The following is a 22,322-nucleotide window of genomic DNA, read 5'->3' as shown; positions in this document are numbered from 1 at the left end:
TCGCCGCTTACGCCGGCAACTGCTCCAGCATGTGCTCCGCGCTCGATACCCGGAACTCGCCCGGCGCCTCGACGAACAACTGCTTCACGACGCCGTCCTCCGCGTACAGGGCGAAGCGCTTGCTGCGCACGCCCATGCCGTAGCCGCTGGCATCCATCTCCAGCCCGAGGGCCCGGGCCAGGTCGGCGTTGCCGTCCGAGAGCATGCGCAGCCCCTTGGGCACGTGCAACTGCTCGCCCCAGGCCTGCATCACGAACGGGTCGTTGACCGCCACGCAGGCCACATGGATCCCGCGTTCCTGGAAGCGGTCGAAATGCTCGACGTAGCCGGGCAGGTGGCGTTCGGAGCAGGTCGGGGTGAAGGCGCCGGGCACGGCGAACAGCACCACCTTGCTGCCCTCGAACAGCGTGGGCGTGTCGATCGCCTGCACGCCGTCGTCGATGTACTTGAGCACCACTTCCGGGATGCGGTCGCCGATCTGGATGGTCATGGAGAAGCCTGTACGGAGGGAGGAATGCCCGCCTATCCTCGCACGCCGCGGCGGGGCCGGGGGCTTGAAAGCCGCGGCCGCGTTCCCACATCCCGGGCATGGCGGCCCTGGCGCCGCCGCACACATCCAGGAGCCAGACATGAGCATCGTCCGTTACCGCCAGCGCCCCTCGGAGCTGGCGCTGCATGATGAAATCAAGCAGGTGTTCGACCGCTTCTTCGGCGAGCAGGACACCGACGCCTCGGCCGTGGTCACCGCGCAGTGGGTGCCGCGCGTGGACATCAAGGAAGAGGCGGGCCGCTTCGTGATCTACGCCGACCTGCCGGGGATCGACCCGCAGGACATCGAGGTGCAGATGGACAAGGGCATCCTCTCGATCAAGGGCGAGCGCAAGAGCGAATCGACCACCGAGACGGAGCGTTTCTCCCGCGTCGAACGCCGCTACGGCAGCTTCCATCGCCGCTTCGCGCTGCCCGACAGCGCCGATCCGGAGGGTGTGACGGCCGACGGCCGCAACGGCGTGCTGGAGATCGTGATCCCCAAGCGTGCCGAGACCACGCCGCGCCGCATCCAGGTGGGCGCGTCGACCGCGCACTGATCCGTTCCACGCACCGGTAAACTGCGACGGCCCGTACGCGGGCCGTCGTCGTGGAGCGAGCATGCAGTTCAAGGATTACTACAGCGTCCTGGGCGTGGAGCCCAATGCGGGCGAGGCGGAGATCAAGTCTGCGTATCGCCGGCTGGCGCGCAAGTACCATCCCGACGTCAGCAAGGAAGCGGGCGCGGAGGACAAGTTCAAGGCCGTCAACGAGGCCTACGAGGCGCTGCGCGACCCCGCGCGGCGCAAGGCCTACGACCAGTTGCGCGCCGGCGGATACCGCCCCGGCGACGAAGTGCCGCCGGCAGGCTTCGGATCCGGTGGTCCGGCCGGTTTCGATTTCGATGACGTGTTCGCAGGCGGTGGTGCCGGCGGCGGCTTCAGCGACTTCTTCGAGAGCCTGTTCCGGCGCCAGGGCAACGGTGGCGGTCCGCGGGCGCGCGGTGCCGGTGCGCCGGGCATGGGCGATACGCGCGCGCGGCTCGCGGTTTCGCTGGAGAACGTCTATCGCGGGGACAGCGTGCGGATCGGCGTGGACGGCCGTTCGTTCGATGTCCGCGTGCCGCCTGGCGTGCGGCCCGGGCAGGTGATCCGGCTGGCGCGACAGGGTAGCCAGGGCGGCAACCTGCTGCTGGAAATCGAGTACGCGGCCCATCCGCAGTTCGAAGTCGACGGTCGCAACATCATTCACGTGCTGCAGGTGGCGCCGTGGGAAGCGGCCCTGGGCGCGACGGTCAGCGTGCCGACCCTGGGCGGACGGGTGGAGCTGAAGATCCCGGCCGGTTCGGAAGCCGGACGCAAACTGCGCCTGCGCGGACGCGGCCTGCCCGGCAGCGGCGGCGCGCCGGCCGGCGACCAGCTGGTGGAACTGGAAATCCAGGCGCCCGCGCCGCGCGAGGCCGAGCAGCGCGAGGCTTACGAACGCCTGCGGGACGCCTTCGGCGGCGAGTGGCGTCGCGGCTGAGCCTGCGGTCGGCGCAGCCTCAGGCCGCGCTGTCGGCTGTCGGCGGCGGTTCGTTGCCGTGGCCGATGGTCGAGAGGATCGCTTCGGTGAGTTCCGATTCGCTGAAGGGCTTGGTGAGATAGCCCTGCGCGCCCTGGCGGATGCCCCAGATGCGGTCGGTCTCCTGGTCCTTCGTGGTCACCAGGATCACCGGGATGTGGCCGGTGGCGGCGTCGCGCTTGATCGTGCGCGTGGCCTGGAATCCGTTGAGGTTGGGCATGACCACGTCCATCAGGATCAGGTCGGGCAGATGCTCCTTCGCGGCGCGCACGCCAGCCGCGCCATCCTCGGCCGTCACCGCCTCGTGCCCGAGCTTCTCGACGATGCGGCGGATACCCATCAGCTGCGAGGGCGAGTCGTCGACGATCAGGATGCGCGCCATTCGGATTCCCCTTGTTGACGGTCGATTGTAGCGGCGGGACCGGCCCTGCCAACCGCCCTGGCTATGGGAATGTGACCAGGGTCCTGCCGACCGAACCGCCCGCGAGCATGCCGGAGAATACCTCCGGCAGGCCCTGCAGCGTGGTTTCGCGCGTGCAGATCCGGTCGAGGTAGCGTGGCTTCCAGTCCGAGGCCAGCAGTTGCCAGACCTCGTCGCGGATGCCGCGCACCGTGCCGGCCGAGGCCACGCCCAGCAGCGAGACGCCACGGATGATGAAGGGCATCACCGAGGCCGGGAGATCGGCGCTGGCGGCCAGGCCGGCGCTGGCGACGTTGCCGTAGGGCCGCGTCTGGGCGAGCAGGCTCGCCAGCATCGTGCCGCCGACGTTGTCGAGGCCGCCGCCGAAGCGCACCGATTCCATCGGCCTGGCGGTCGACAACGTCTCGCGGCCGAGCACTTCGCTGGCGCCGATGGCGCGCAGGTAGTCGGCATGCTCCGGCTTGCCGCTGATCGCGTGGACCGTGTAGCCGGCGCGGCTGAAGATATCCACGGCCAGCGATCCGACGCCACCGGTCGCACCGGTCACCGCCAGCGGGCCGAGCTCAGGGGACTGGCGGTTGTCGCGCATGCGCAGCAGCGCCAGCGCCGCGGTGAATCCGGCGGTGCCCAGCACCATGCTCTCGCGCATCGACAGGCCCAGCGGCATCGGCACCGCCCATTTCGCTTCGATGCGCGCGTACTGCGAATAGCCGCCATCGCGCGTCTCGCTCAGTCCCGACCCGGTGACCAGGACCTGATCGCCCTCGCGGAACTTGGGATCGGTCGACGCCACCACATGGCCGGCCAGGTCGATGCCACCGACCAGCGGGAAGCGGCGCAGGATCTTGCCCTGGCCAGTGCCCGCAAGCGCATCCTTGTAGTTGACCGACGAGAACGCGACCTTGACCACGATCTCGCCGGGAGACAGGTCGTCGAGAGCGACCTGCTCGATGCCGCTGCGGTAGCCGGCCTCATCGCTGTGGATGCGGAAGGCGTCGAAAGCGGCGGCAATGCTCATGCGGTTTCCTGTGAGGGCAGCGCAGGTCGGGAAGCCAAGCTCCAGGACTGCGCGGCGGGTCGATCGATCCGTAGTCCCGCATTGTCACAGGATATGCGGCGACAAGCCACGCTGCGCCCGGTCGCCACATGGGCGCCACGATGATGAACGCGTCGCCACGCGCTGCCTGGACCTACCGCAGGGACTTGCGGTGCTTCTCGTCCAACCGCGCCCGGTCATGACATGGGCGCCCCGAAGACGAACGCGCCGCCGCGCGCCAAGGACTCACCGCAGGGACTTGCGGTGCTTCTCGTCCAGCCACTTGTTGGCACTCGCCGGCGAATAGTCGCGCATCCACCCCAGCATCGTGTCGATATCGTCCCCGTGCCACAGGTCGGCGCGCTGGGCCTGGTGCAGGAAGCGCTCCTCGACCATGCGATCGATCATGCCGATCAGCGGCTGGTAGAAGTCGTCCACATCGAGGAAGGCGCAGGGCTTGCTGCCGATGCCGAGCTGGCGCCAGGTCAGCATCTCGAACATCTCGTCGAGCGTGCCGAAGCCGCCCGGCAGGGCCACGAATCCGTCGGCCAGGTCGAACATGCGCATCTTGCGCTCGTGCATCGAACCCACCACCTCCAGCTTGGTCACGCCCTTGTGTGCGACTTCCCAGTTGACCAGCTGTTCGGGGATCACGCCGATCACCTCGCCGCCGCCCTGCAGCACGGCGTCGGCCACGACGCCCATCAGGCCGACATTGCCGCCGCCGTACACCAGCTGCAGGCCATCGCGTGCGATGCGGGCCCCAAGGGCCATGGCGCGTTCGGTATAGACAGGCTTGCTGCCGGAATTGGAACCGCAGTAGACGCAGATCGAGCGCATGATCAGGTATCCGGTGTGGAAATGGAGGATGCGGGCGGGCTGTGGCCCGGCGCGGTATCGCAGTCGACCGACTCGACGGTTCCGCCGCTGACGTGCAGGCGCCAAACGCGGCTGCGGCCATGGAGGTCGGTCCCGTTCCAGAAATCGATCGCGTAGCTGCCGGCGGGAGGATCGCCACCCGGGCCGGCCGCGGTGTGGCCGGACAGCGTGCTGTCGGGCGGCCGTCCCATCAGCGCCAGGGCGTCGCGGTAGCCCATGCCCGGGCGGATGCGCGCGCAGCGCAGCTCGAGGGACTCTTCGTCCGCTGCTTCCGCCCCGGCCGCCGGCGGGTTCATCGATGCGGACATCGCGATGCCGTTGACGGCGAACAGGCACAGCGGAAGCCAGCGCGGCACGGGCGTCTCCCAACTCCCAACGGCGAAGGCCCGGGCAAGCCCGGGCCTTCGGAGATCGCGACCCCGGCCTCAGTTGGCCTTGTGGATCGCACGCTTGTCGACCGCCATGGCCGCGTCGTGGACGGCTTCGGACAGGCTGGGATGGGCGTGGCAGATGCGGGCGAGGTCGTCGGCCGATCCCTTGAACTCCATCGTCAGCACGCCCTCGTGCACCAGCTCCGAGACATTGGCGCCGACCAGATGCATGCCCAGCACGCGATCGGTCTCCGCATGCGCCAGCACCTTGACGAAGCCCGCCGGCTCCACCATCGCGACCGCGCGGCCGTTGGCCGCGAACGGGAAGCTGCCGGCCTTGTACGGAATGCCTTCGTCCTTGAGCTGCTGCTCGGTCTTGCCGACCCAGGCCAGCTCCGGCTCGGTGTAGATCACCCACGGGATGGTGTCGAAGTTCACGTGGCCGGGCAGGCCCGCGATCAGTTCCGCCACCGCGATGCCTTCCTCGAAGCCCTTGTGCGCCAGCATCGGGCCGCGCACGCAGTCGCCCACCGCCCAGACGCCGTCGACGCCGGTATGGCAGTGTTCGTCGACTTCGATCTGGCCGCGCTCGTTGAGCTTCACGCCGCTGCCCTCGGCCAGCAGGCCCTTGGACGCCGCCCTGCGGCCCACGGCCACCAGCAGCTTGTCGACGGTGATGGTTTCCTCGCCCTTCGAATCGGCGAAGGTGACCTGCACTTCCTTCTTCTTGCCCTTGCCGGTGACTTCGGCCTTGGACACCTTGGCGCCCAGGCGGATGTCCAGGCCCTGCTTCTTGAACTCGCGCGCGGCGACCTTGGACACCTCGGCGTCGGCCGCGGCCAGGAAGTCGGGCAGCGCCTCGAGGATCACCACCTCCGAGCCCAGGCGCTTCCACACGCTGCCGAGCTCCAGGCCTATCACGCCGGCGCCGATCACGGCCAGGCGCTTGGGCACTTCGGTGAAATCCAGCGCGCCGACGTTGTCGACGATGGTTTCGCCGTCGAACTTCGCGAACGGCAGCTCGATCGAATCGGAACCCGCGGCGATGATCACATTGGTGCCGGTCAGCTCGATCTCGCTGCTGTCGTGCTGCTTCACCTTCACCATGCGGTCGGCGTGCAGGGTGGCGAAGCCGTAATAGGGCGTGACCCTGTTGGCCTTGAACAGTTGCGCGATGCCGCCGGTGAACTGCTTCACGATGGCGTCCTTGCGGCCGATCATCGTGCCCACGTCGATCTTCGGATCCTTCGCGCTGATGCCGTGCTGCGAGAACACGTGCTGCAGGTTGTGGAACTGGCGCGAGGAGTCGAGCAGCGCCTTGGACGGAATGCAGCCCACGCGCAGGCAGGTGCCGCCCAGTGCGGGCTTGCCGTCCTTGCCGAGCGCGGCGTCGATGCAGGCCGTCTTCATGCCCAGCTGCGCGGCGCGGATGGCGGCGTGGTAGCCGGCCGGGCCGGCACCGATGACGACGACGTCGAATTGTTCGGTCATTTCATTCCCTCACAAGGGGATTCGGGATTGGGGATTGGGGATTGGGAGAGGCAGGGCGGCTTTGCCGACTCCCCATTCCCGAATCCCGAATCCCGGCATGCGTGTTCGGGCTTACAGCCCGAGCACCATGCGTCCTGGATTCTCGAGCTGGTTCTTGATGTCCACCAGGAACAGCACCGCGTCCTTGCCGTCGATGATGCGATGGTCGTAGGACAGGGCGATGTACATCATCGGCGCGGCCACGACCTGGCCGTTCTCGACGATGGCGCGCTCCTTGATGGCATGCATGCCCAGGATCGCCGACTGCGGCGGGTTGACGATCGGCGTGGACAGCAGCGAGCCGAAGGTGCCGCCATTGGTGATGGTGAAGGTGCCGCCCTGCAGGTCCTCGAGCTTGAGCCCGCCCTCGCGCGCGGCCTTGGCGTAGTCGCCGATGCCCTTCTCGATGTCGGCGAACGACATGCGCTCGACGTTGCGCAGCACCGGCGTGACCAGGCCGCGATCGGTGGAGATCGCCACCGAGATGTCGGCGTAGCCGTGGTACACGATGTCGTCGCCATCGACCGAGGCATTGACGACGGGGTGGCGCTGCAACGCATTGGCCGCGGCCTTTGCGAAGAAGCTCATGAAACCGAGCTTGACGCCGGTGTCCTTCTGGAACTGCTCGCCCAGCTCCTTGCGCAGGGCCATGACCTTGCCCAGATTGACCTCGTTGAACGAGGTCAGCATCGCGATCGATTCCTTCGACTGCATCAGGCGCTCGGCGATGCGCTTGCGGATGCGGGTCATCGGCACGCGCTCTTCCGGACGCGCACCGCCGGACACGCCGGCGGTCTTGCCGCTGGCGTAGTTGAGCAGGTCTTCCTTGGTCACCGCGCCGCGGCGGCCCGTGCCTTCCACCTGCGCGGGGTCGATGCCCTTGCTCTCGGCGGTGAAGCGGGCGCCGGGCGGCAGCTCGCCGGTCTTGCCGGACGACACCGGGGCGGGCTGGGTCGAGGCGGGTGCGGCAGCTTCGGCCTTGGACGCGCCCTTCTTTTCCTGCACCTGCTCGGCGCCGGCGGCGGGCTTGCTGTCGTTGCCCGCGTCGGCGGCAGGCGCGGCGCCCTCCTCGATGATCGCGAGCAGTTGCTGGCTGGTCACCGTGTCGCCCTCGGCGAACTTGATCTCTTTCAGCACGCCATCGACGGGCGAGGGCACTTCGAGCACGACCTTGTCGGTCTCCAGGTCGACGAGGTTCTCGTCGCGGCGGACGGCGTCGCCGGCCTTCTTGTGCCAGCCGGCGATGGTGGCGTCGGACACGGATTCGGGAAGGACCGGGACTTTGACTTCGGTGGCCATGGGATGGCGTCCTTGATGCGTTGGATTCGGGGCGGCGTTATTCGGCGACGATCTGGTCGCCGGACGGATTGACCAGTGCGTCGGCGACCAGCCGCAGCTGCTCCTCGACGTGGTCGGCGAAGTGACCCACCGCGGGCGACGGCGAGCGGCTGCGGCCGGCGTAGCTCAGGGCCTGGCCCTTGTCCAGGCAGGCCTGCAGGTGGTGCTTGATCTGGTACCACGCGCCCTGGTTCTGCGGCTCTTCCTGGCACCAGACCACGTCGCTGGCCTTGCCGTACTTCTTCAGTTCGGCGGCCAGCAGTTCGCGCGGGAACGGGTAGAGCTGCTCGATGCGCACCAGCGCGACGTCGTCCTGGCCGCGCTTCTGCGCGTCCTCCAGCAGGTCGTAATAGACCTTGCCCGAACACAGCACCACGCGCTTGACCTTCTTCGGGTCGGCCGAGGCATCCGGGATCAGGTGCTGGAAGTGGCCGTCGGCCAGTTCGTCCAGGGTCGAGACCGCCAGCTTGTGGCGCAGCAGCGACTTGGGGCTCATCACGATCAGCGGCTTGCGCGTGGCCATCTTCATCTGCCGGCGCAGCATGTGGAAGCACTGCGCGGGCGTGGTCGGCACGCAGACCAGCATGTTGTCCAGCGCGCACAGCTGCAGGAAGCGCTCCAGGCGCGCCGAGCTGTGTTCCGGACCCTGGCCCTCGTAGCCGTGCGGCAACAGCAGGGTCAGGCCGGAAATGCGTCCCCACTTGGCCTCGCCCGAGGCGATGAACTGGTCGATCACCACCTGCGCGCCGTTGGCGAAGTCGCCGAACTGGCCTTCCCAGATGTCGAGCGTGTTCGGGTCGGTGGTGGAGAAGCCGTACTCGAACGCCATCACCGCTTCCTCGCTCAGCAGCGAGTCGATCACGGTGGCCTGCTCGGGCCGCTCGACCAGCTGCCGCAGCGGCATGTAGTAGCTGTCGGTCTTCTGGTCGTGGAGGATGGCGTGGCGATGGAAGAAGGTGCCGCGGCCGGCATCCTGCCCGACCAGGCGCAGGCCGTGGCCCTCGCCCAGCAGGGTGGCATAGGCCAGGTTCTCGGCGAAGCCCCAGTCGCCCGGGATCTCGCCGGCGCTCATCCGGCGCCGGTCCTCGTAGATCTTGGCCACGCGCGGATGCAGCTGGACGCCATCGGGAATGGAATTGATCGCCTGCGCCAGGTGGCCCAGCGTCGCCTTCCGGACCCGGGTGTCGACCTCGTCGGCCAGGGTGCCCGACAGGTACTGCGACCAGTCGATGGTGAGCTCGTAGTCCTCGGGCTTGGAGCCCGCCAGCTCGGTGGTGACCTCGCCGGCATCGAGCTTGTCGCGATAGCTGTCGACCAGCGCCTTCGCACCGGCCGCCTCGATCACGCCGGCCTTCTCCAGCTGCGCGGCATACAGCTCGCGCGTGGTCGGGTGCTTGCGGATGGTCTGGTACATCAGCGGCTGGGTCGCCGCCGGCTCGTCGGCCTCGTTGTGGCCGTGGCGGCGATAGCAGACCAGGTCGATGACCACGTCCTTGCGGAACTGCTGGCGGAACTCGTAGGCCAGCTTGGCCACGAACACCACTGCCTCCGGGTTGTCCGCGTTCACGTGGAACACGGGCGCGCCGACCATCTTGGCCACGTCGGTGCAGTACAGCGTCGAGCGTGCGTCTTCCTTGTTGCTGGTGGTGAAGCCGACCTGGTTGTTGACCACCACGTGCAGCGTGCCGCCGACCGCGAAACCGCGCGCCTGCGACATCTGGAACAGCTCCATCACCACGCCCTGGCCGGCGAAGGCCGCGTCGCCGTGGATCAGGACCGGCAGCACCTGGCGGCGCTCCTCGTCCTGGCGGCGCTCCTGGCGCGAACGCACCGAGCCGGCGACCACCGGGTCGACGATCTCCAGGTGCGAAGGGTTGAAGGCCAGCGCCAGGTGCACCGGCGCGCCCGGCGTGGCGATGTCGGCGGAGAAGCCCATGTGGTACTTCACGTCGCCGGCGTGGGCCAGTTCGTTGTGCTCGAACTTGCCCTCGAATTCGTCGAACAGCTTGCGCGGGCTCTTGCCCAGCGTGTTGACCAGCACGTTGAGGCGGCCGCGGTGGGCCATGCCGATCACGATGTCCTTGACCTTCTCCATGCCGGACTGGCGGATCACCGTGTCCAGCAGCGGGATCAGCGAGTCGCCGCCCTCGAGCGAGAACCGCTTCTGGCCGACGTACTTGGTGTGAAGGTAGCGCTCCAGGCCTTCGGCGGCGGTGAGCCGCTCGAGCACGCGCTTGCGGGTCTCGGCGCTGAGGTTGTAGTCGCCGCCCGCCGCTTCCAGTCGCTGGTACAGCCACTGGCGCTGCTCGACCTCGGGGATGTGCATGAACTCGGCGCCGATCGGGCCGGTGTAGGTCGCCTTGAGCCGGTCCAGCAGGTGGCGCAGCTTCATGCGCGGCTTGCCGGCGACGCCGCCGGTGCTGAACTCCGCGTCCAGGTCGCGCTCGGACAGGCTGTGGAAGTCCAGCCCCAGGTCCGGCGGATTCATCGGCGGCGACAGCGCCAGCGGGTCGAGCTTCGCGCCGAGATGGCCACGCGAGCGGTAGGCGGTGATCAGGCGGCCGACGTTGCGCTCGCGCTCATCGCTGGTGCCCGAGCCGCCGGCGACGATCCCCCGAGCCGCCAGGCGGCCCGCCTGGGCCACCGCGGCCATGACCGGGGAATGTGGAACATCGCCGGCCTCGCGTCCCTGGAAGCCGTCGAACCAGGCCTTCCACTTCGGCCCGACGCTGTCGGGAGAGACGAGGTACTGCTCGTAGAGATCCTCGATGTAGGCGGCATTGGCGCCAAGCTGGGAGGACTGCGCAAACTGCTTGAGAAGACTGTCCACGTCGGGCGTCTGGGACTCTGTTGGGAAGGCAAATGGCTGATCCGGAAAGATTTTTGAGCTTCCGGGATCGGCTGAATGTAGAGCGCGCCATTATAGCCACTGCCTTTGTGGCGTTGCATCATGCTTTGGGTGGAAGAACCCCTGCATTCGGGTCGGGGACAGTTCCGGCAGGCCTGTTTCGCCGCGTTTTCGCGCGGATTTCGGGGTCTAAGCCCGTCGCGGCGGCTGCGCGCACGTGCGGGGAACGTGGCGTGCCGTGCGCAGGTCGCGTCGCTTCGGCGCCGACACGCGATGCCGCGAGCGCGGCGAGCAACGCGACGTCCTGCGCGATGGGCGGCTTCGAGGCCGCGCCCGGCGCGGCCCTAGAGCCCGAGCGCGCGCAACTCGCTGCAGGGGCGGGCACGCTCCCAGACCTCGTCGAAGCCGGTGGTGAGCTGGCGGGCACGGGCCCTGGCCGCGGACTCGGTTTCGCCGTCGAAGCGGTGGCCGAGCGGACGGAAGTAATAGCCACCCGCGTCGCTGACGATCAATGCCGACGGCCAGCTGCGGTCCACCGGATCCTCGACCTCGCGGAAGGCGAACACGCTGGGCAGGCGCTGCGCCAGGCCGATCAGCGGCGCGTGGTTGCGGGCCGCCGCGGCCGCATCCTGCAGCAGGATGCGCACCTGCGGGGCATCGCCCGCGACGCCGAAACGACGCAGCGCATCGAGCACCCGTGGATGGTCGTACAGGCCGGGATCGAGGACACGGCTGTAGATCCACAGACGCCGCCGCGCGTTCGCGATGATGGCCAGGGTGGTCGCGACCGCGGCCTCGCGGTCGTCGACCGCGACCGGCCGGTCCAGCTTCCGCTGCATGGCGAGGTGGACGATCCCGGCCTCGAGGAAACGCTCGCCCGCGGGTTCGAATCCATGCCGGCGATAGAACTCGATGGCAGCTTCCTGCGCGTGCAGGCTCACCCGGTCCAGCCCGTCTTCCCGCGCCAGCCGCAGCAGTGCGTGCAGCAGGGCGCTGCCGACCCCGTGGGCGCGCCATTGCGATAGCACCGCCATCCGTCCGATCCGCCCATCCGGCGCAAGCCGGGCGGTGCCGATCGCGAGGCCCGCGCCATCGCGCGCGAGCACGTGGCGGCAGTCGGGGTCGCGCCCGTCCACTTCCAGATCCACCGGTACGCCCTGTTCGCGCACGAACACGGCCTCGCGCACGGCGCGCAGTTGTTCCTGCGCCGCGCCGTAGTCGACGGCGACGACCTGGAACGGCCCGGTGGTACTCACCCCGCGTCGGTCCCGTCCAGCCACTGGTAGTGGCCGGACTGCAGCAACTGAAGCACGGCGTCGCGACCGGCCGGCGAGAGCGCGCCATACAGCGCGCCGTCGAACCGCTCGCTGCCGGCGATGCGTCGGGCATCGTCGACGGGGAGGGCCAGGTCCTGGCCCGAGACGTACAGCCGGCCACCGTCGGCGGCGCGGCGCCAGGCCATGCGCGAACAGGGATGGCGCTGCAGCACGCCGTCCTCATGCTCCAGCGACCATTCGATCTCGATGCGCGAAGGCGCTTCCTGGTCCGGCGCCGCCACGTCGGCGCTGCGGTACTGGGTGATGAAGCGCCCGAACCAGTCGCCGAGCCGGTCCGGATCGCGGAAGCGCAGGGTATTGAGCGCCTCGACCACGCGCCGCATCGCCTCGGCGTCGATCTCGTTGGGGTCCTGCGGCGGCGCCAGGTCGGCGTCGCCGTAGCGCAGCGCGTCGTCGGCCGTGGCGGCGAGGGTGTCGATGTAGTCCCCCATCAGTTCGGCGGCCGAGGGCGCGCGCATGCCCACCGAGAAGGTCAGGCAGGGGTCCTCGGCCACGCCGTGGTGCGGCACGCCCGGCGGCAGGTAGAGCATGTCGCCCGGTGCCAGCACCCAGTCGTGGCTGGGGCGGAACTCGCGCAGCAGCTTGATCTCGACATCGTCGCGGAAATCCAGCGACGGATGCGCCCCGGCATCGATCTGCCAGCGCCGATGTCCCTTGGCCTGCAGCAGGAACACGTCGTACTGGTCGACGTGGGCGCCCACCGACCCGCCGGTCGCCGCGAAGCTGACCATGATGTCGTCGATGCGCCAGCGCGGGATGAAGTCGAAATGCGCCAGCAGCGCCGCGATGTCCGTGTCCCACTTGTCCACGTCCTGGACCAGCAGCGTCCAGTCGCGCTCGCCCAGGGTGGGGAACAGTTCCTCGGGGAACGGCCCGGTCTGCACCTGCCAGGCGTCCCGCGCCCGGTCGTGGCGGATCAGGCGCGACAGCGCGAACTCCTCGCAGGCCAGCCCGGCCAGGTCCTCGGGTTCGATGGGCGAGACGAAATCCGGAAGCGCGGCGCGGATCAGCAGCGGCCGCTTCTGCCAGTAGTCGCGCAGGAACTGCGAGGCCGGCATGCCCAGCAACTGCCCGGGGCGCCCCTGGACCTCGATCGGAGGCGTGGGGCTCATGGCATGGTCCCGGTGCCGGCTTCCCTGGCCAGACGTTGCGCGAGGCGCGCGGCACCGGCGTCGGCGTAGGCCCGGCACGCGCCGGGGTCGGCCAGTGGGCGCGTCGCGTCCGGCCCCAGCCGCGTCCACAGGGCGCTGGCGGCGGGATGCGGGGTGACCAGGATCTCGCAGTCCAGCGCGGCGACATTGTCGAAGCTGTCGCGCAGGCGCGCGAGCGCGTCGGGATGGTCGCTGAAACGGTAGCCGTCGGCCGACACGGCGGTCAGGCTGTCGGCATAGACCATACGGCGGCAGTCGTCGCCGTCGCACGCGCGCCAGGTCCAGCTGGTGCCGCCAACCGCGTGCCCGGGCGTCGGGACGCCCCGCAGTTCGATGTCGCCCACGCGCACCACGCCATCGTCGGCGAGCAGGCGCACGTCGGCCACCGGCGCGAAATCGTCGAGTTCGCCGAACTGCGGATCGCTGGCGTCGGCGGCGCCGCGCCCCAGGGTGGCGACCGCGGGCTGGCGGGCGAAGACGGGCGCGCCGGTGGCGTCCTGCAGCGCCGCCAGGCCGCCAACATGATCGAAGTGTTCGTGCGAGAACACGATCGCGCGCACGTCCTCGGGGTCGAAACCCAGGGCGCGGATGTTGTCGATGATCTGGGGGCCACCCTTCGGGGTGGCGCCGTCGATCAGCACATGGCCGTCGGGCGAGGTCACCAGCAGCGCCGCGATGCCGCAGGTGCCCACGTACCAGGTATCGCCGTGGATGCGCAGTGGCGTGGCCGGGTCGTCCCAGCCCGAATCATCGCGACAGGGGGCGGGCGGCAGCGCAGCCGTTGTGGCGGCGGCTGCCTGGGCGGGCGCGCGGACGTCGCCGGTGCCTTCGTGCGAACAGGCCGCGAGCAAGACCAGCGCGGTGGCGAGGAGCGGGGCGGGGCGGAGGCTCATGTCGTGATCTCGTCGTAACCGTTGCCGAGGAACTGGATCAGGCACCAGCCGTGGCCGAAGGGGTCGGATATCTGCACGATGCGGCCCCAGGCCTCGTCGCGGATCTCGCCTTCCTGGCGGGCGCCAGCGCCCAGCGCGGTGGCGAGCGCCGCGTCGAGCGCGTCCACCACCACATCCAGGTGCAGTGGCGACCAGTGTCGCGCGTAGTGCCGCGGCTGGCCACCGGCGCCCTCGCTCCCCGGCGCCTTCAGCAGCAGATATAGCGGGACGTCCACGCCGAGCAGTTCGACACCGCCGCTACCGAACCGGCGCCCCGGACGCAGGCCGAAGGCATCAACGTAGAACCGTTCGGCCAGGGCCAGGTCGGGAACGTCGATGTTCACCAGCAGTCGCATGGTCACACGCCCGATGCCAGCTCCGCGGCCAGGCCGGTGTAGCTGGCCGGGGTCATCGCCAGCAGCCGCTCGCGATCCTCCGCCGGCAGGTCCAGCGACTGGATGAATCCGCGCATCGAATCGGCGTTGATCCCCTGGCCGCGGGTCAGCGCCTTGAGTTGTTCGTAGGGATTGGGCAGGCCGTGCCGGCGCATCACCGTCTGCACCGCCTCGGCCAGGACCTCCCAGGAAGCGTCGAGATCGGCCGCCAGCCGGTCGGGGTTGGCGCCCAGCTTGCCCAGGCCGCGCTGCAGCGCATCGAAGCCGATCAGGGCATGGCCGAAGGCCGTGCCCAATGCGCGCAGCACGGTGGAATCGGTGAGATCGCGCTGCCAGCGGCTGACCGGCAGCTTGGCGGCGAAATGCTCGAGCAGCGCGTTGGCGATGCCGAAATTGCCTTCCGCGTTCTCGAAGTCGATCGGATTGACCTTGTGCGGCATGGTCGAACTGCCCACCTCGCCGGCCACGACCGCCTGCTTGAAGTAACCCAGCGAGATGTAGCCCCAGACGTCGCGGCACAGGTCGATCGCGATGGTGCCGATGCGCTTGTGCGCATCGCACAGCTCGGCGATGTAGTCGTGCGGCTCGATCTGGGTGGTGTAGGCGTTGAACTCCAGGCCCAGCGATTCGACGAAGCGGCGCGCGAAGGCCGGCCAGTCGACTTCCGGGTAGCTGGCCAGGTGGGCGTTGTAGTTGCCCACCGCGCCGTTGATCTTGCCGCAGATCGCGATCGCGGCCAGCTGCTCGCCTTGGCGCTGCAGGCGTGCTACCACGTTGGCGATCTCCTTGCCCACCGTGGTCGGCGAGGCGCTCTGGCCATGGGTGCGCGAGAGCATCGGCAGCGCCGCGTGGGCATGCGCCAGCTCGCGCAGCTTGCCGATCAGCGCGTCCAGGCGCGGCAGCAGCACCTCCTGGCGCGCCTGGTCGAGCATCAGCGCGTACGACAGGTTGTTGATGTCCTCGCTGGTGCAGGCGAAGTGCACGAATTCCAGCGCCTGGGCCAGCGCCGGCTCGGCCTGCAGCCGCTCCTTGATGAAGTACTCCACCGCCTTGACGTCGTGGTTGGTCGTGCGCTCGATCGCCTTGACCCGGGCCGCATCGGCCGGCGAGAAGTCCTGCCACAGCGCCCGCAGCGTCGCGACCCGGCTGGCGTCGAACTCGGGCAGCTCGGCGATGCCCGGCTCGGCGGCCAGCGCGATCAGCCACTCGATCTCCACCCGCACGCGCGCATGGATCAGCCCGAACTCGGAGAAGATCGGGCGCAGGGCCTCGACCTTGGCGGCGTAGCGCCCGTCGAGCGGCGACAGGGCGAGCAGGGCGGCGTCTTGCGGGGAAGTGGCGGACATGGAGACGGGGCGCGCGAACGGGACGCGTATTCTAGTGTCGTTCGCGCATCGGGCGCAGGCGCGCCGCGATCGTTGCCCGCGCGGGCCGCTGCCGGCGGGTTCGGGTGCCCTGCGCAAGCGGCGGCCGACTGCGCCGGCATCCGGTGCGCCAGAGCCGGGGCGAACGCCTTGCCGGGACCCTTCCGGGCCCTGGCGTATCCTCCGGCGCATCGCAGCGAGGAGACAGCACGATGGCCCGGTCCCGGAAAGCCGCCACCGCCGACGCCGCCGGTTTCCGCGTCGAACACGACAGCATGGGCGAACTGCAGGTGCCTGCGGACGCGCTGTGGGGCGCTCAGACGCAGCGCGCGGTGCTCAACTTTCCCGTGTCCGGCCGGCCGATGCCGCGCGGCTTCATCCGCGCGCTGGGCCTGGTCAAGGCCGCTGCTTCGACGGTCAACGGTGGGCTGGGCCTGCTGCCCGAGGAGGCCGCCCGGGCGATCCGGCGCGCCGCGCTGGAGGTGGCCGAGGGCCGCCACGACAGGCATTTTCCGGTCGACATCTACCAGACAGGCTCCGGCACCTCGTCGAACATGAATGCCAACGAGGTGATCGCCACGCTGGCGTCGACCGCGCGGCGCCGCGTGCATCCCAACGACCACGTCAACCTCGGGCAGAGTTCGAACGATGTGGTGCCCACCGCCATCCGCGTCTCCGCGCAGCTGGCGGTGGTCGAGGACCTGCTGCCGGCGCTGCGGCACCTGCGCAAGACCGTCGATGGCCGGGCGCGTGCGTTCGGCAAGGTGGTCAAGACCGGCCGCACCCACCTGATGGATGCCATGCCGCTGACGTTCGGCCAGGAGTTCGGCGCCTGGTCCTCGCAACTGTCCTCGGCCGAGGCGCGCATTTCCGACGCGCTGCTGCGGCTGCGGCGGCTGCCGATCGGGGGGACCGCGATCGGCACGGGGATCAACGCGCATCCGAAGTTCGGCGACCGGGTGGCGCGTGAGCTGTCCAGGCTGGCCGGCACCCGGTTCGAGCCGGCGCGGGACCGGTTCGAAGGCATCGCCGCGCAGGACGACGCTGTGGAACTGTCGGGCCAGCTCAATGCGCTGGCGGTGGCGCTGATCAAGATCGCCAACGACCTGCGCTGGATGAATGCAGGACCGCTGGCGGGCCTGGGCGAGATCGAACTGCCGGCCCTGCAGCCGGGCAGTTCGATCATGCCCGGCAAGGTCAATCCTGTGCTGCCCGAAGCGGCGGTGATGGTCTGCGCGCAGGTGATCGGGCACCACACGGCGATCACCGTGGCCGGCCAGACCGGCAACTTCCAGCTCAACGTGGCCCTGCCGCTGATCGCCAGCAACCTGCTCGATTCGATCGGTCTGCTGGCGAACATCGCCCGGCTGCTTGCCGACCACGCGATCGCCGGCCTGAAGCTGCGCCGCGACAACATCGACGCCGCGCTGGACCGCAATCCGATCCTGGTCACCGCGCTCAATCCGGTGATCGGCTACGAGAAGGCCGCGGCGATCGCCAAGCGGGCGTATCGCGAGAACCGCCCGGTCTTCGACGTGGCACTGGAGGACAGCGGCCTGCCGGCCGCGCAGCTGCGGCGCCTGCTCGATCCGGCTGCGCTGACGCGCGGCGGGATCCACGGCGGCTCCGGCGGCGGCTGACGCCGCTGCGGGCGGACCTGCCGCGGGCGCGCCTCAGCGCCGCGCGAACTCCTGGTGCACCTGTTCCAGGCAGTCGTCCATTTCGTCGGGTTGCAGCGTGGCATAGGGCTGGAACTGCGGCAGGGCCGTGGCCAGCCGCTGCTGCGCATCGAACAGTCCCGGCAACCGCTGGCAGATCTGCCGCACGCCGGGCTCGACGGTCTGCCGGATGGTCTTCTCCAGGCGTCGTTCCAGGCCGCCGCTCATGGCGCTGAAGATCAACCGGAACAGGCCCTGGTCCACCGCGTCCAGCGCCGCGTTCGCGCTGCGCTCGCCGATGTCGATGCCGGCCCTGGCGACGTCGATCACCTCGCGGCGGTAGGCCAGCAGCTCGCGCCGCTGGCGCGCGTCGATGGCCACCGCCTCGCCTGCGATCAGAAAGTCGCCGGCGGGCGTGATTTCGGCCTTGGGCAGTGCTTCGCCGCGGCTGTCCGGACGGTCCCGGTCGCCGAAGCGCAGGTTCTGCCCGAGCTCCAGGTTGTCCGTATCGAGCCGGGCGCGGGCCACTGCGAGCTCCGCACCCACCTCGCGACGGGCCTCGGCCAATTCCGTCCGGATCTCGTCGCCGACGCCCCCGGGTTGCGACGGAGCCGCGAAGGCGGCAGCCGGCGGGAACAGCAGCGCCGCGGCAAGCAACCACGGCAGGCCGGCGGCGTGGGACGGGGCATCGCGCATCTCGATTCTCCTGTTCTTCTGGTGGGTCAGCGTCGCCGCGGCAGTTCCACCGCGCCGCGCACCCCGCTGTGATCGATGTCGCCGCTGCCGACCGACGACACGCTGAGGCCGCCGCCGACGCCCTGCGCGTCCACGTCGCCGGAGCCGATGGATCCGATGCGGACGTCGCCTTCGATGTCCGCCAGGTCCGCGTCGCCCGAACCGATCGATTCGATCGAGACGCTGCCCGCCGCGCGACGCAGGCTGAAATCGCCCGAACCGATGCTGCCCACCTCGCTGTCGCCGCGCACATCGCGCGCCTCGACGTCGCCCGAACCGATCGAGAGCACCTTCAGTCGGCCCGCGTCGTCGACCGCGACATCGCCCGAACCGACCTTGACCGTCGCCAGGCCCCGGATGCGCCGCAGCTCGACATCGCCCGAGCCCACGTCGGCGCTCGCGGCCGCCGCGCCGGTCAGCCAGGCATCGCCCGAGCCGACGTCCAGCTGCACGAGGACATCGTCCGGCACGCTGGCCTGCAGGCTGAGATAGGCGTAGCGCCTGCCCAGTCCGAGGCTCCAGCCCGCCTCCCCGTGGGCCAGGCGGACGCGCAGCCGGTCGCCCTCGCGCTGCTGGGTGAGGGTCAACGCGTCGAGACGGTCCGCGCTGGACGCACAGGCGCGTCCACTGAGGGCGCCGGTGGCTGCGGGGGTGGCGTCCACGCGCAATTCGTGCGGCCCGACCTCGAACATCACCGTCTTCACCCCGCGCAGGTCGAGGTCCAGGCTGCGTGGCGCGGAGTGGCTGCACTCGGCCGCCAGTGCGGGCGCGAGGGCGGAAGAGGCGACCAGGACCAGAGAGGCGATCTTCGTCGAAAGGGGCATGCCGGGAATTCCTTGCTGTGGTGGATGCCACATGGGATGCGGCGACCGGGCCAACGGTTTAAGCCGGGCTTCAGTCGACGCGCGCAGCCGCGGCATCGGCCTCGGCGGCCGCTTCCGCATCAGCATCCGCATCCGCATCCGCATCCGCATCCGCGGACAGCATGGCGGTGTCGACGTCGTTCGACTGGTCGCGGCAGTCGTCGACGTCGCTGACGTCCATGCGCGCATAGGGGGCGAACTCCGGTACCGCCTTCGCCAGCGCCTCCTGCGCGGCCAGCACCGCCGGCAGCTGGTCGCACAGGCGCATGGCCGAGGCCTCGAGTTCGGCAGCCTCGGCCTCGATGCGCTTTTCCATCTCCTCGGTATCGCCGCGCAGGAGGCTGCCGATGGCGTCCTTGGCCGCGCGCATGCCGAGGTCCGCGCCCTGCACGCCGAGGTCCATGCCGGTTTCGATCACGGCGAGCATGCCGCTGCGGTAGTCGCGGGCCAGCGCGCGGCCGGCTGCGTCCATCGCGACCGCGCTGCCGTCCACGATCAGTTGGCCGTCGGGCGTGATCTCGGCCTTGGGCAGGTCGTCCGCGTCACGCTGGATCCGCTTGCCGTTGATGCGGATATCGGTCGAGCCGTTGAGGCCCAGGTTGCCTTCATGCAGCTCTTTCCTGGCCTTGTCGAGCGCCGAGGCCACGGTGCGGCCCAGTGCCGTCTGCGGGGCCGGCCGGCCCGGTTCGGCGCTTGCAGGCGCCGTCGGGCCGGTGTCGTCGCGCTGGCAGGCAGCAAGCGGCAGCAGGCTGGCAATGAGGGCGAGGGTGGCGAGCGGCTTCATGGCAGGGCCTCGTGGCATCTGGGAATGAACGTGACGCGTGGCGGGAGGGCGGTGTGACGCTGGAGCGGATGGGGCAGGGGTGGGTTCGTTTCTTGGGGCGACCCGGACCGGCCGTCTGTGGCCGGGTGTTCGCGAACGTGGTGCGAGTGCCGGTGGACTGCGTCGTGCCACCATGGTGGTACAACAGTGCTTCGGGATGATCCGGCCCGGCCATTCATGGCCGGGCGTTCGCGAACGCGGTCGATGCCGATAGGGCATCGACCAGGCGCGTTCGCTCACCCCTCGTCGCGCCAGCGGCGCAGGCGGATCGCGGCGAAGATCATGGCCGCGCCGGCGACGACGCCGATCCACAGGTTGACGCTGCCCAGGTTGCGGTACATCGAGACCGGGCTGATCAGTTCCCGCAACGCGGCGGGCGTCTCGTCCATCCCGGCCAGCATCTGGATGTCCAGATAGGTCAGCGGGAACACGCTGGTGAGCGAGCGGAACACGACGTTCTTGAAGAACGGCCAGGTCATGTCGTCGAACACGCCGAGGAACTCGAGCCAGCCGACGAAGATGCCGGCGAACAGCGGGATCATGATCGCCCACAGGAAGGGTTTGCTCTTGGCCCAGGCCGAGCACAGCATCAGCCAGCCGATGGTCGGCATCGCCCACAGCGCGTAGACCGGCAGGCCCACCAGGTACAGCAACGCGATCTTCAGCGGACTGGCCGGGCCCCACAGCAGCTCGACCGGGTTGCCGCCGTAGAACAGTACGACCAGGCTGATCAGCAGCAGGAAGCCGAACAGGGTGGCGATCGCGGCCAGTATCGCCAGCAGCGGCGCCACCAGCGTGGCGCTGGCGAGCTTGGACAACACCGTCTGCGTGTCCGACAGCGGCAGCGACTTCCAGAACAGCACGCTGCGGTCCTTGCGCTCGTCGTACAGCGAACCCAGGCAGTAGAAGAACAGCACGAAGGCCAGCACGATGAAGGGCCAGCTCGATGCCAGCAGCAGGGTGAGGTCGAGGCCCGCGCCCAGCTGCGCCAGCTCCTCATGGCCCAGCTGCGAGGTGAGCATGTTCAGGTCCATGCCGTTGATCTGGATCCGCGTCCCGTCGTCGAGCGAGATATGCGCGTCGTGGGGCACGTTGCGTCCCGCGGCCACCATGGCCAACACGATGCCCATGGTCGAGAGCAGCAGCGAGACGCCGCCGGCCACGAACGGCGCCCAGAGGAAGCCGCCGCGGTTCTCCCAGTATTCCCGCCGGAGCAGCCAGCCGAAGCGGCGGCCCGGGGTGACGTGCGCTGCACCGGCCGGACGCGTGGCTTCGGTCAGGGTGTGTGCGGCGGCGTTCATGCGTAGGTTCCTTTCATCGTGGCGACGAACAGATCGGCCAGGCCCGGGCTGCGGGTCTCGCCAAAGGGCGACAGCGCGGACTGCGACACGCCGTCGAACAGCATCACGGTCTTGCCGAAGGGCAGGGCGCGCTCGTCGATCGGACCCAGCGCGCGGGCGGCATCGGCCTGGTCGGCATTGACCAGCACCTCGACGAAGCGCTCGCCCACATCCTCCATCGGCGCGTCCAGCACCACCTTGCCGTCGCGGATGAACATCACGTCGGTGAGGATGTGCTCGATCTCCTCCACCTGGTGGGTGGTGATGACGATCGTCTTCTGCTCGTCGAAGTAGTCCTCCAGCAGGCGCTGGTAGAACTGCTTGCGGTAGAGGATGTCCAGCCCCAGGGTGGGCTCGTCGAGCACCAGCAGGCGCGCGTCGATGGCCATCACCAGCGCCAGATGCAGCTGCACGATCATGCCCTTGGACATCTCGCGCACGCGCTGGTTGGGCTTGAGCTGGGTATTGGCCAGGAAGCGCTCGCAGCGGGCGCGATCGAAGCGGGGATGCACGCCGGCGACGAAATCGATCGCCTCGCGCACCCTGATCCAGCGCGGCAGCACCGCCACGTCGGCGATGAAGCACACGTCGTTCATCAGTTCGTCGCGCTGGCTGCGCGGATCGCGGCCGAGCACGCTCAGCTCGCCGTCGAAGGGGATCAGGCCGAGCATGGCCTTGAGCGCGGTGGTCTTGCCGGCGCCGTTGGGGCCGATCAGGCCGACGATGCGCCCGGCCTCGATCCGGAAGCCTGCGCCATCGAGTGCGAGCTTGTTCTTGTAGCCCTTGCGCAGCCCGCGCGCGTGCACCACCTGGAGATTGCCGGCCACCGCGTTCATCGCGTACCTCCGGCGGGCGCCTGCGCCTGCATCAGCTCGTCCAGCGCCAGGCCCAGGCGCTGGATGCGTTCGAGCACCAGCGGCCATTCCTCGCGCAGGAAACGCTCGCGTTCGTTGACCAGCAGTTTCTTCGCCGCTTCTTCGGTGACGTACATGCCCAGGCCCCTTCGTTTTTCGACCAGCGACTCGTCGGCCAGCTCCTGGTAGGCGCGCGAGACGGTGATCGGATTGAGTTGGTATTCCGCGGCCACCTGCCGCACCGAGGGCAGCGCGTCGCCGGGTTTCAGTTCCCCGTCCAGCATCATCGCGATGACGCGCTCCTTCAGCTGGCGGTAGATGGGAGCGCCGTCGCTCCACTGGATATTGGTCATGGC

22 protein-coding genes are annotated in these 22,322 nt (G+C 69.4%); 3 read left to right on the top strand and 19 right to left on the bottom strand.

From position 1 onward, the window contains the following. Positions 1-7: 7 nt before the first annotated feature. Positions 8-490 carry a peroxiredoxin gene (locus ACQYVW_RS02635; protein ID WP_434945954.1) on the bottom strand — a complete coding sequence of 161 codons (483 nt, stop codon included), beginning with the start codon at positions 488-490 and terminating at the stop codon, positions 8-10. Between the two features lie 139 nt (positions 491-629). Between ACQYVW_RS02635 and ACQYVW_RS02630 the strand changes: the two genes are divergently transcribed. Further along, positions 630-1,088: an Hsp20/alpha crystallin family protein gene (locus ACQYVW_RS02630; protein ID WP_434935267.1), complete on the top strand. Its 459-nt coding sequence runs from the start codon at positions 630-632 to the stop codon at positions 1,086-1,088. Between the two features lie 61 nt (positions 1,089-1,149). Further along, positions 1,150-2,052 carry a DnaJ C-terminal domain-containing protein gene (locus ACQYVW_RS02625; RefSeq protein WP_434935265.1) on the top strand — a complete coding sequence of 301 codons (903 nt, stop codon included), beginning with the start codon at positions 1,150-1,152 and terminating at the stop codon, positions 2,050-2,052. 19 nt (positions 2,053-2,071) lie between these two features. Here the strand turns inward: ACQYVW_RS02625 and pilH are convergent, their stop codons facing one another. The 12 genes from pilH to purB form a co-directional block, all read right to left on the bottom strand. Further along, positions 2,072-2,473 (bottom strand): twitching motility response regulator PilH, encoded by a 402-nt coding sequence (pilH, locus tag ACQYVW_RS02620; protein ID WP_434935263.1) that lies wholly within the window; start codon positions 2,471-2,473, stop codon positions 2,072-2,074. Between the two features lie 61 nt (positions 2,474-2,534). Next, positions 2,535-3,530: a YhdH/YhfP family quinone oxidoreductase gene (locus tag ACQYVW_RS02615; RefSeq protein ID WP_434945953.1), complete on the bottom strand. Its 996-nt coding sequence runs from the start codon at positions 3,528-3,530 to the stop codon at positions 2,535-2,537. A 264-nt stretch (positions 3,531-3,794) separates the two neighbouring features. Further along, positions 3,795-4,388 carry an LOG family protein gene (locus ACQYVW_RS02610; RefSeq protein ID WP_434945952.1) on the bottom strand — a complete coding sequence of 198 codons (594 nt, stop codon included), beginning with the start codon at positions 4,386-4,388 and terminating at the stop codon, positions 3,795-3,797. Between the two features lie 2 nt (positions 4,389-4,390). Next, a complete protein-coding gene (locus tag ACQYVW_RS02605) occupies positions 4,391-4,783 on the bottom strand; it encodes a hypothetical protein (protein ID WP_434945951.1) in 393 nt (130 codons plus the stop codon). A gap of 69 nt (positions 4,784-4,852) precedes the next feature. Beyond that, complete coding sequence (gene lpdA / locus ACQYVW_RS02600; RefSeq protein WP_434945950.1) at positions 4,853-6,289, bottom strand: dihydrolipoyl dehydrogenase; 1,437 nt, start codon at positions 6,287-6,289, stop codon at positions 4,853-4,855. A 111-nt stretch (positions 6,290-6,400) separates the two neighbouring features. Further along, a complete protein-coding gene (sucB, locus tag ACQYVW_RS02595; RefSeq protein ID WP_434945949.1) occupies positions 6,401-7,627 on the bottom strand; it encodes a dihydrolipoyllysine-residue succinyltransferase in 1,227 nt (408 codons plus the stop codon). 37 nt (positions 7,628-7,664) lie between these two features. Continuing rightward, positions 7,665-10,496, bottom strand: coding sequence for a 2-oxoglutarate dehydrogenase E1 component (locus tag ACQYVW_RS02590; RefSeq protein WP_434945948.1), 2,832 nt, complete (start codon positions 10,494-10,496; stop codon positions 7,665-7,667). Positions 10,497-10,858: 362 nt separating this feature from the next. After that, positions 10,859-11,770, bottom strand: a complete 912-nt coding sequence (locus tag ACQYVW_RS02585; RefSeq protein WP_434945947.1) for a GNAT family N-acetyltransferase — start codon at positions 11,768-11,770, stop codon at positions 10,859-10,861. Beyond that, positions 11,767-12,963, bottom strand: coding sequence for a ribosomal protein uL16 3-hydroxylase (locus ACQYVW_RS02580; protein ID WP_434945946.1), 1,197 nt, complete (start codon positions 12,961-12,963; stop codon positions 11,767-11,769). Before ACQYVW_RS02580 ends, ACQYVW_RS02585 begins: the two co-directional genes overlap by 4 nt. Next, positions 12,960-13,895, bottom strand: coding sequence for a subclass B3 metallo-beta-lactamase (gene bla / locus ACQYVW_RS02575; RefSeq protein WP_434945945.1), 936 nt, complete (start codon positions 13,893-13,895; stop codon positions 12,960-12,962). The genes ACQYVW_RS02580 and bla overlap by 4 nt, the downstream gene beginning before the upstream one ends. Further along, positions 13,892-14,290, bottom strand: coding sequence for a VOC family protein (locus ACQYVW_RS02570; protein WP_434945944.1), 399 nt, complete (start codon positions 14,288-14,290; stop codon positions 13,892-13,894). The genes bla and ACQYVW_RS02570 overlap by 4 nt, the downstream gene beginning before the upstream one ends. A 2-nt stretch (positions 14,291-14,292) precedes the next feature. Further along, entirely contained in the window at positions 14,293-15,675 is a 1,383-nt protein-coding gene (gene purB / locus ACQYVW_RS02565) for an adenylosuccinate lyase (protein ID WP_434945943.1), read from the bottom strand. A gap of 230 nt (positions 15,676-15,905) precedes the next feature. On the opposite strand from purB, the gene ACQYVW_RS02560 reads away from it, so the two are divergent. Further along, positions 15,906-17,333 carry a class II fumarate hydratase gene (locus ACQYVW_RS02560; protein ID WP_434945942.1) on the top strand — a complete coding sequence of 476 codons (1,428 nt, stop codon included), beginning with the start codon at positions 15,906-15,908 and terminating at the stop codon, positions 17,331-17,333. Positions 17,334-17,366: 33 nt separating this feature from the next. On the opposite strand, the gene ACQYVW_RS02555 is transcribed toward ACQYVW_RS02560, so the two are convergent. The 6 genes from ACQYVW_RS02555 to ACQYVW_RS02530 all read right to left on the bottom strand — a co-directional run bounded on the left by ACQYVW_RS02555 (position 17,367) and on the right by ACQYVW_RS02530 (position 22,319). Continuing rightward, the gene (locus ACQYVW_RS02555) at positions 17,367-18,047 is read right to left on the bottom strand and encodes a YggN family protein (protein WP_434945941.1); all 681 of its coding nucleotides are present in this window, start codon (positions 18,045-18,047) and stop codon (positions 17,367-17,369) included. Between the two features lie 26 nt (positions 18,048-18,073). After that, complete coding sequence (locus ACQYVW_RS02550; RefSeq protein WP_434945940.1) at positions 18,074-18,910, bottom strand: DUF4097 family beta strand repeat-containing protein; 837 nt, start codon at positions 18,908-18,910, stop codon at positions 18,074-18,076. 70 nt (positions 18,911-18,980) lie between these two features. Next, a complete protein-coding gene (locus ACQYVW_RS02545) occupies positions 18,981-19,733 on the bottom strand; it encodes a YggN family protein (RefSeq protein WP_434945939.1) in 753 nt (250 codons plus the stop codon). A gap of 275 nt (positions 19,734-20,008) precedes the next feature. Further along, positions 20,009-21,073 (bottom strand): hypothetical protein, encoded by a 1,065-nt coding sequence (locus ACQYVW_RS02540; protein ID WP_434945938.1) that lies wholly within the window; start codon positions 21,071-21,073, stop codon positions 20,009-20,011. After that, positions 21,070-21,948 carry an ABC transporter ATP-binding protein gene (locus ACQYVW_RS02535; protein WP_434945937.1) on the bottom strand — a complete coding sequence of 293 codons (879 nt, stop codon included), beginning with the start codon at positions 21,946-21,948 and terminating at the stop codon, positions 21,070-21,072. The genes ACQYVW_RS02540 and ACQYVW_RS02535 overlap by 4 nt, the downstream gene beginning before the upstream one ends. Beyond that, entirely contained in the window at positions 21,945-22,319 is a 375-nt protein-coding gene (locus tag ACQYVW_RS02530; protein ID WP_434933251.1) for a GntR family transcriptional regulator, read from the bottom strand. Before ACQYVW_RS02530 ends, ACQYVW_RS02535 begins: the two co-directional genes overlap by 4 nt. Positions 22,320-22,322: the final 3 nt, after the last annotated feature.

The sequence above is a fragment of the Luteimonas campi genome, assembly GCF_051162505.1.
Lineage (GTDB): Bacteria > Pseudomonadota > Gammaproteobacteria > Xanthomonadales > Xanthomonadaceae > Luteimonas.
This window is presented reverse-complemented; position numbering and strand designations above follow the sequence as displayed.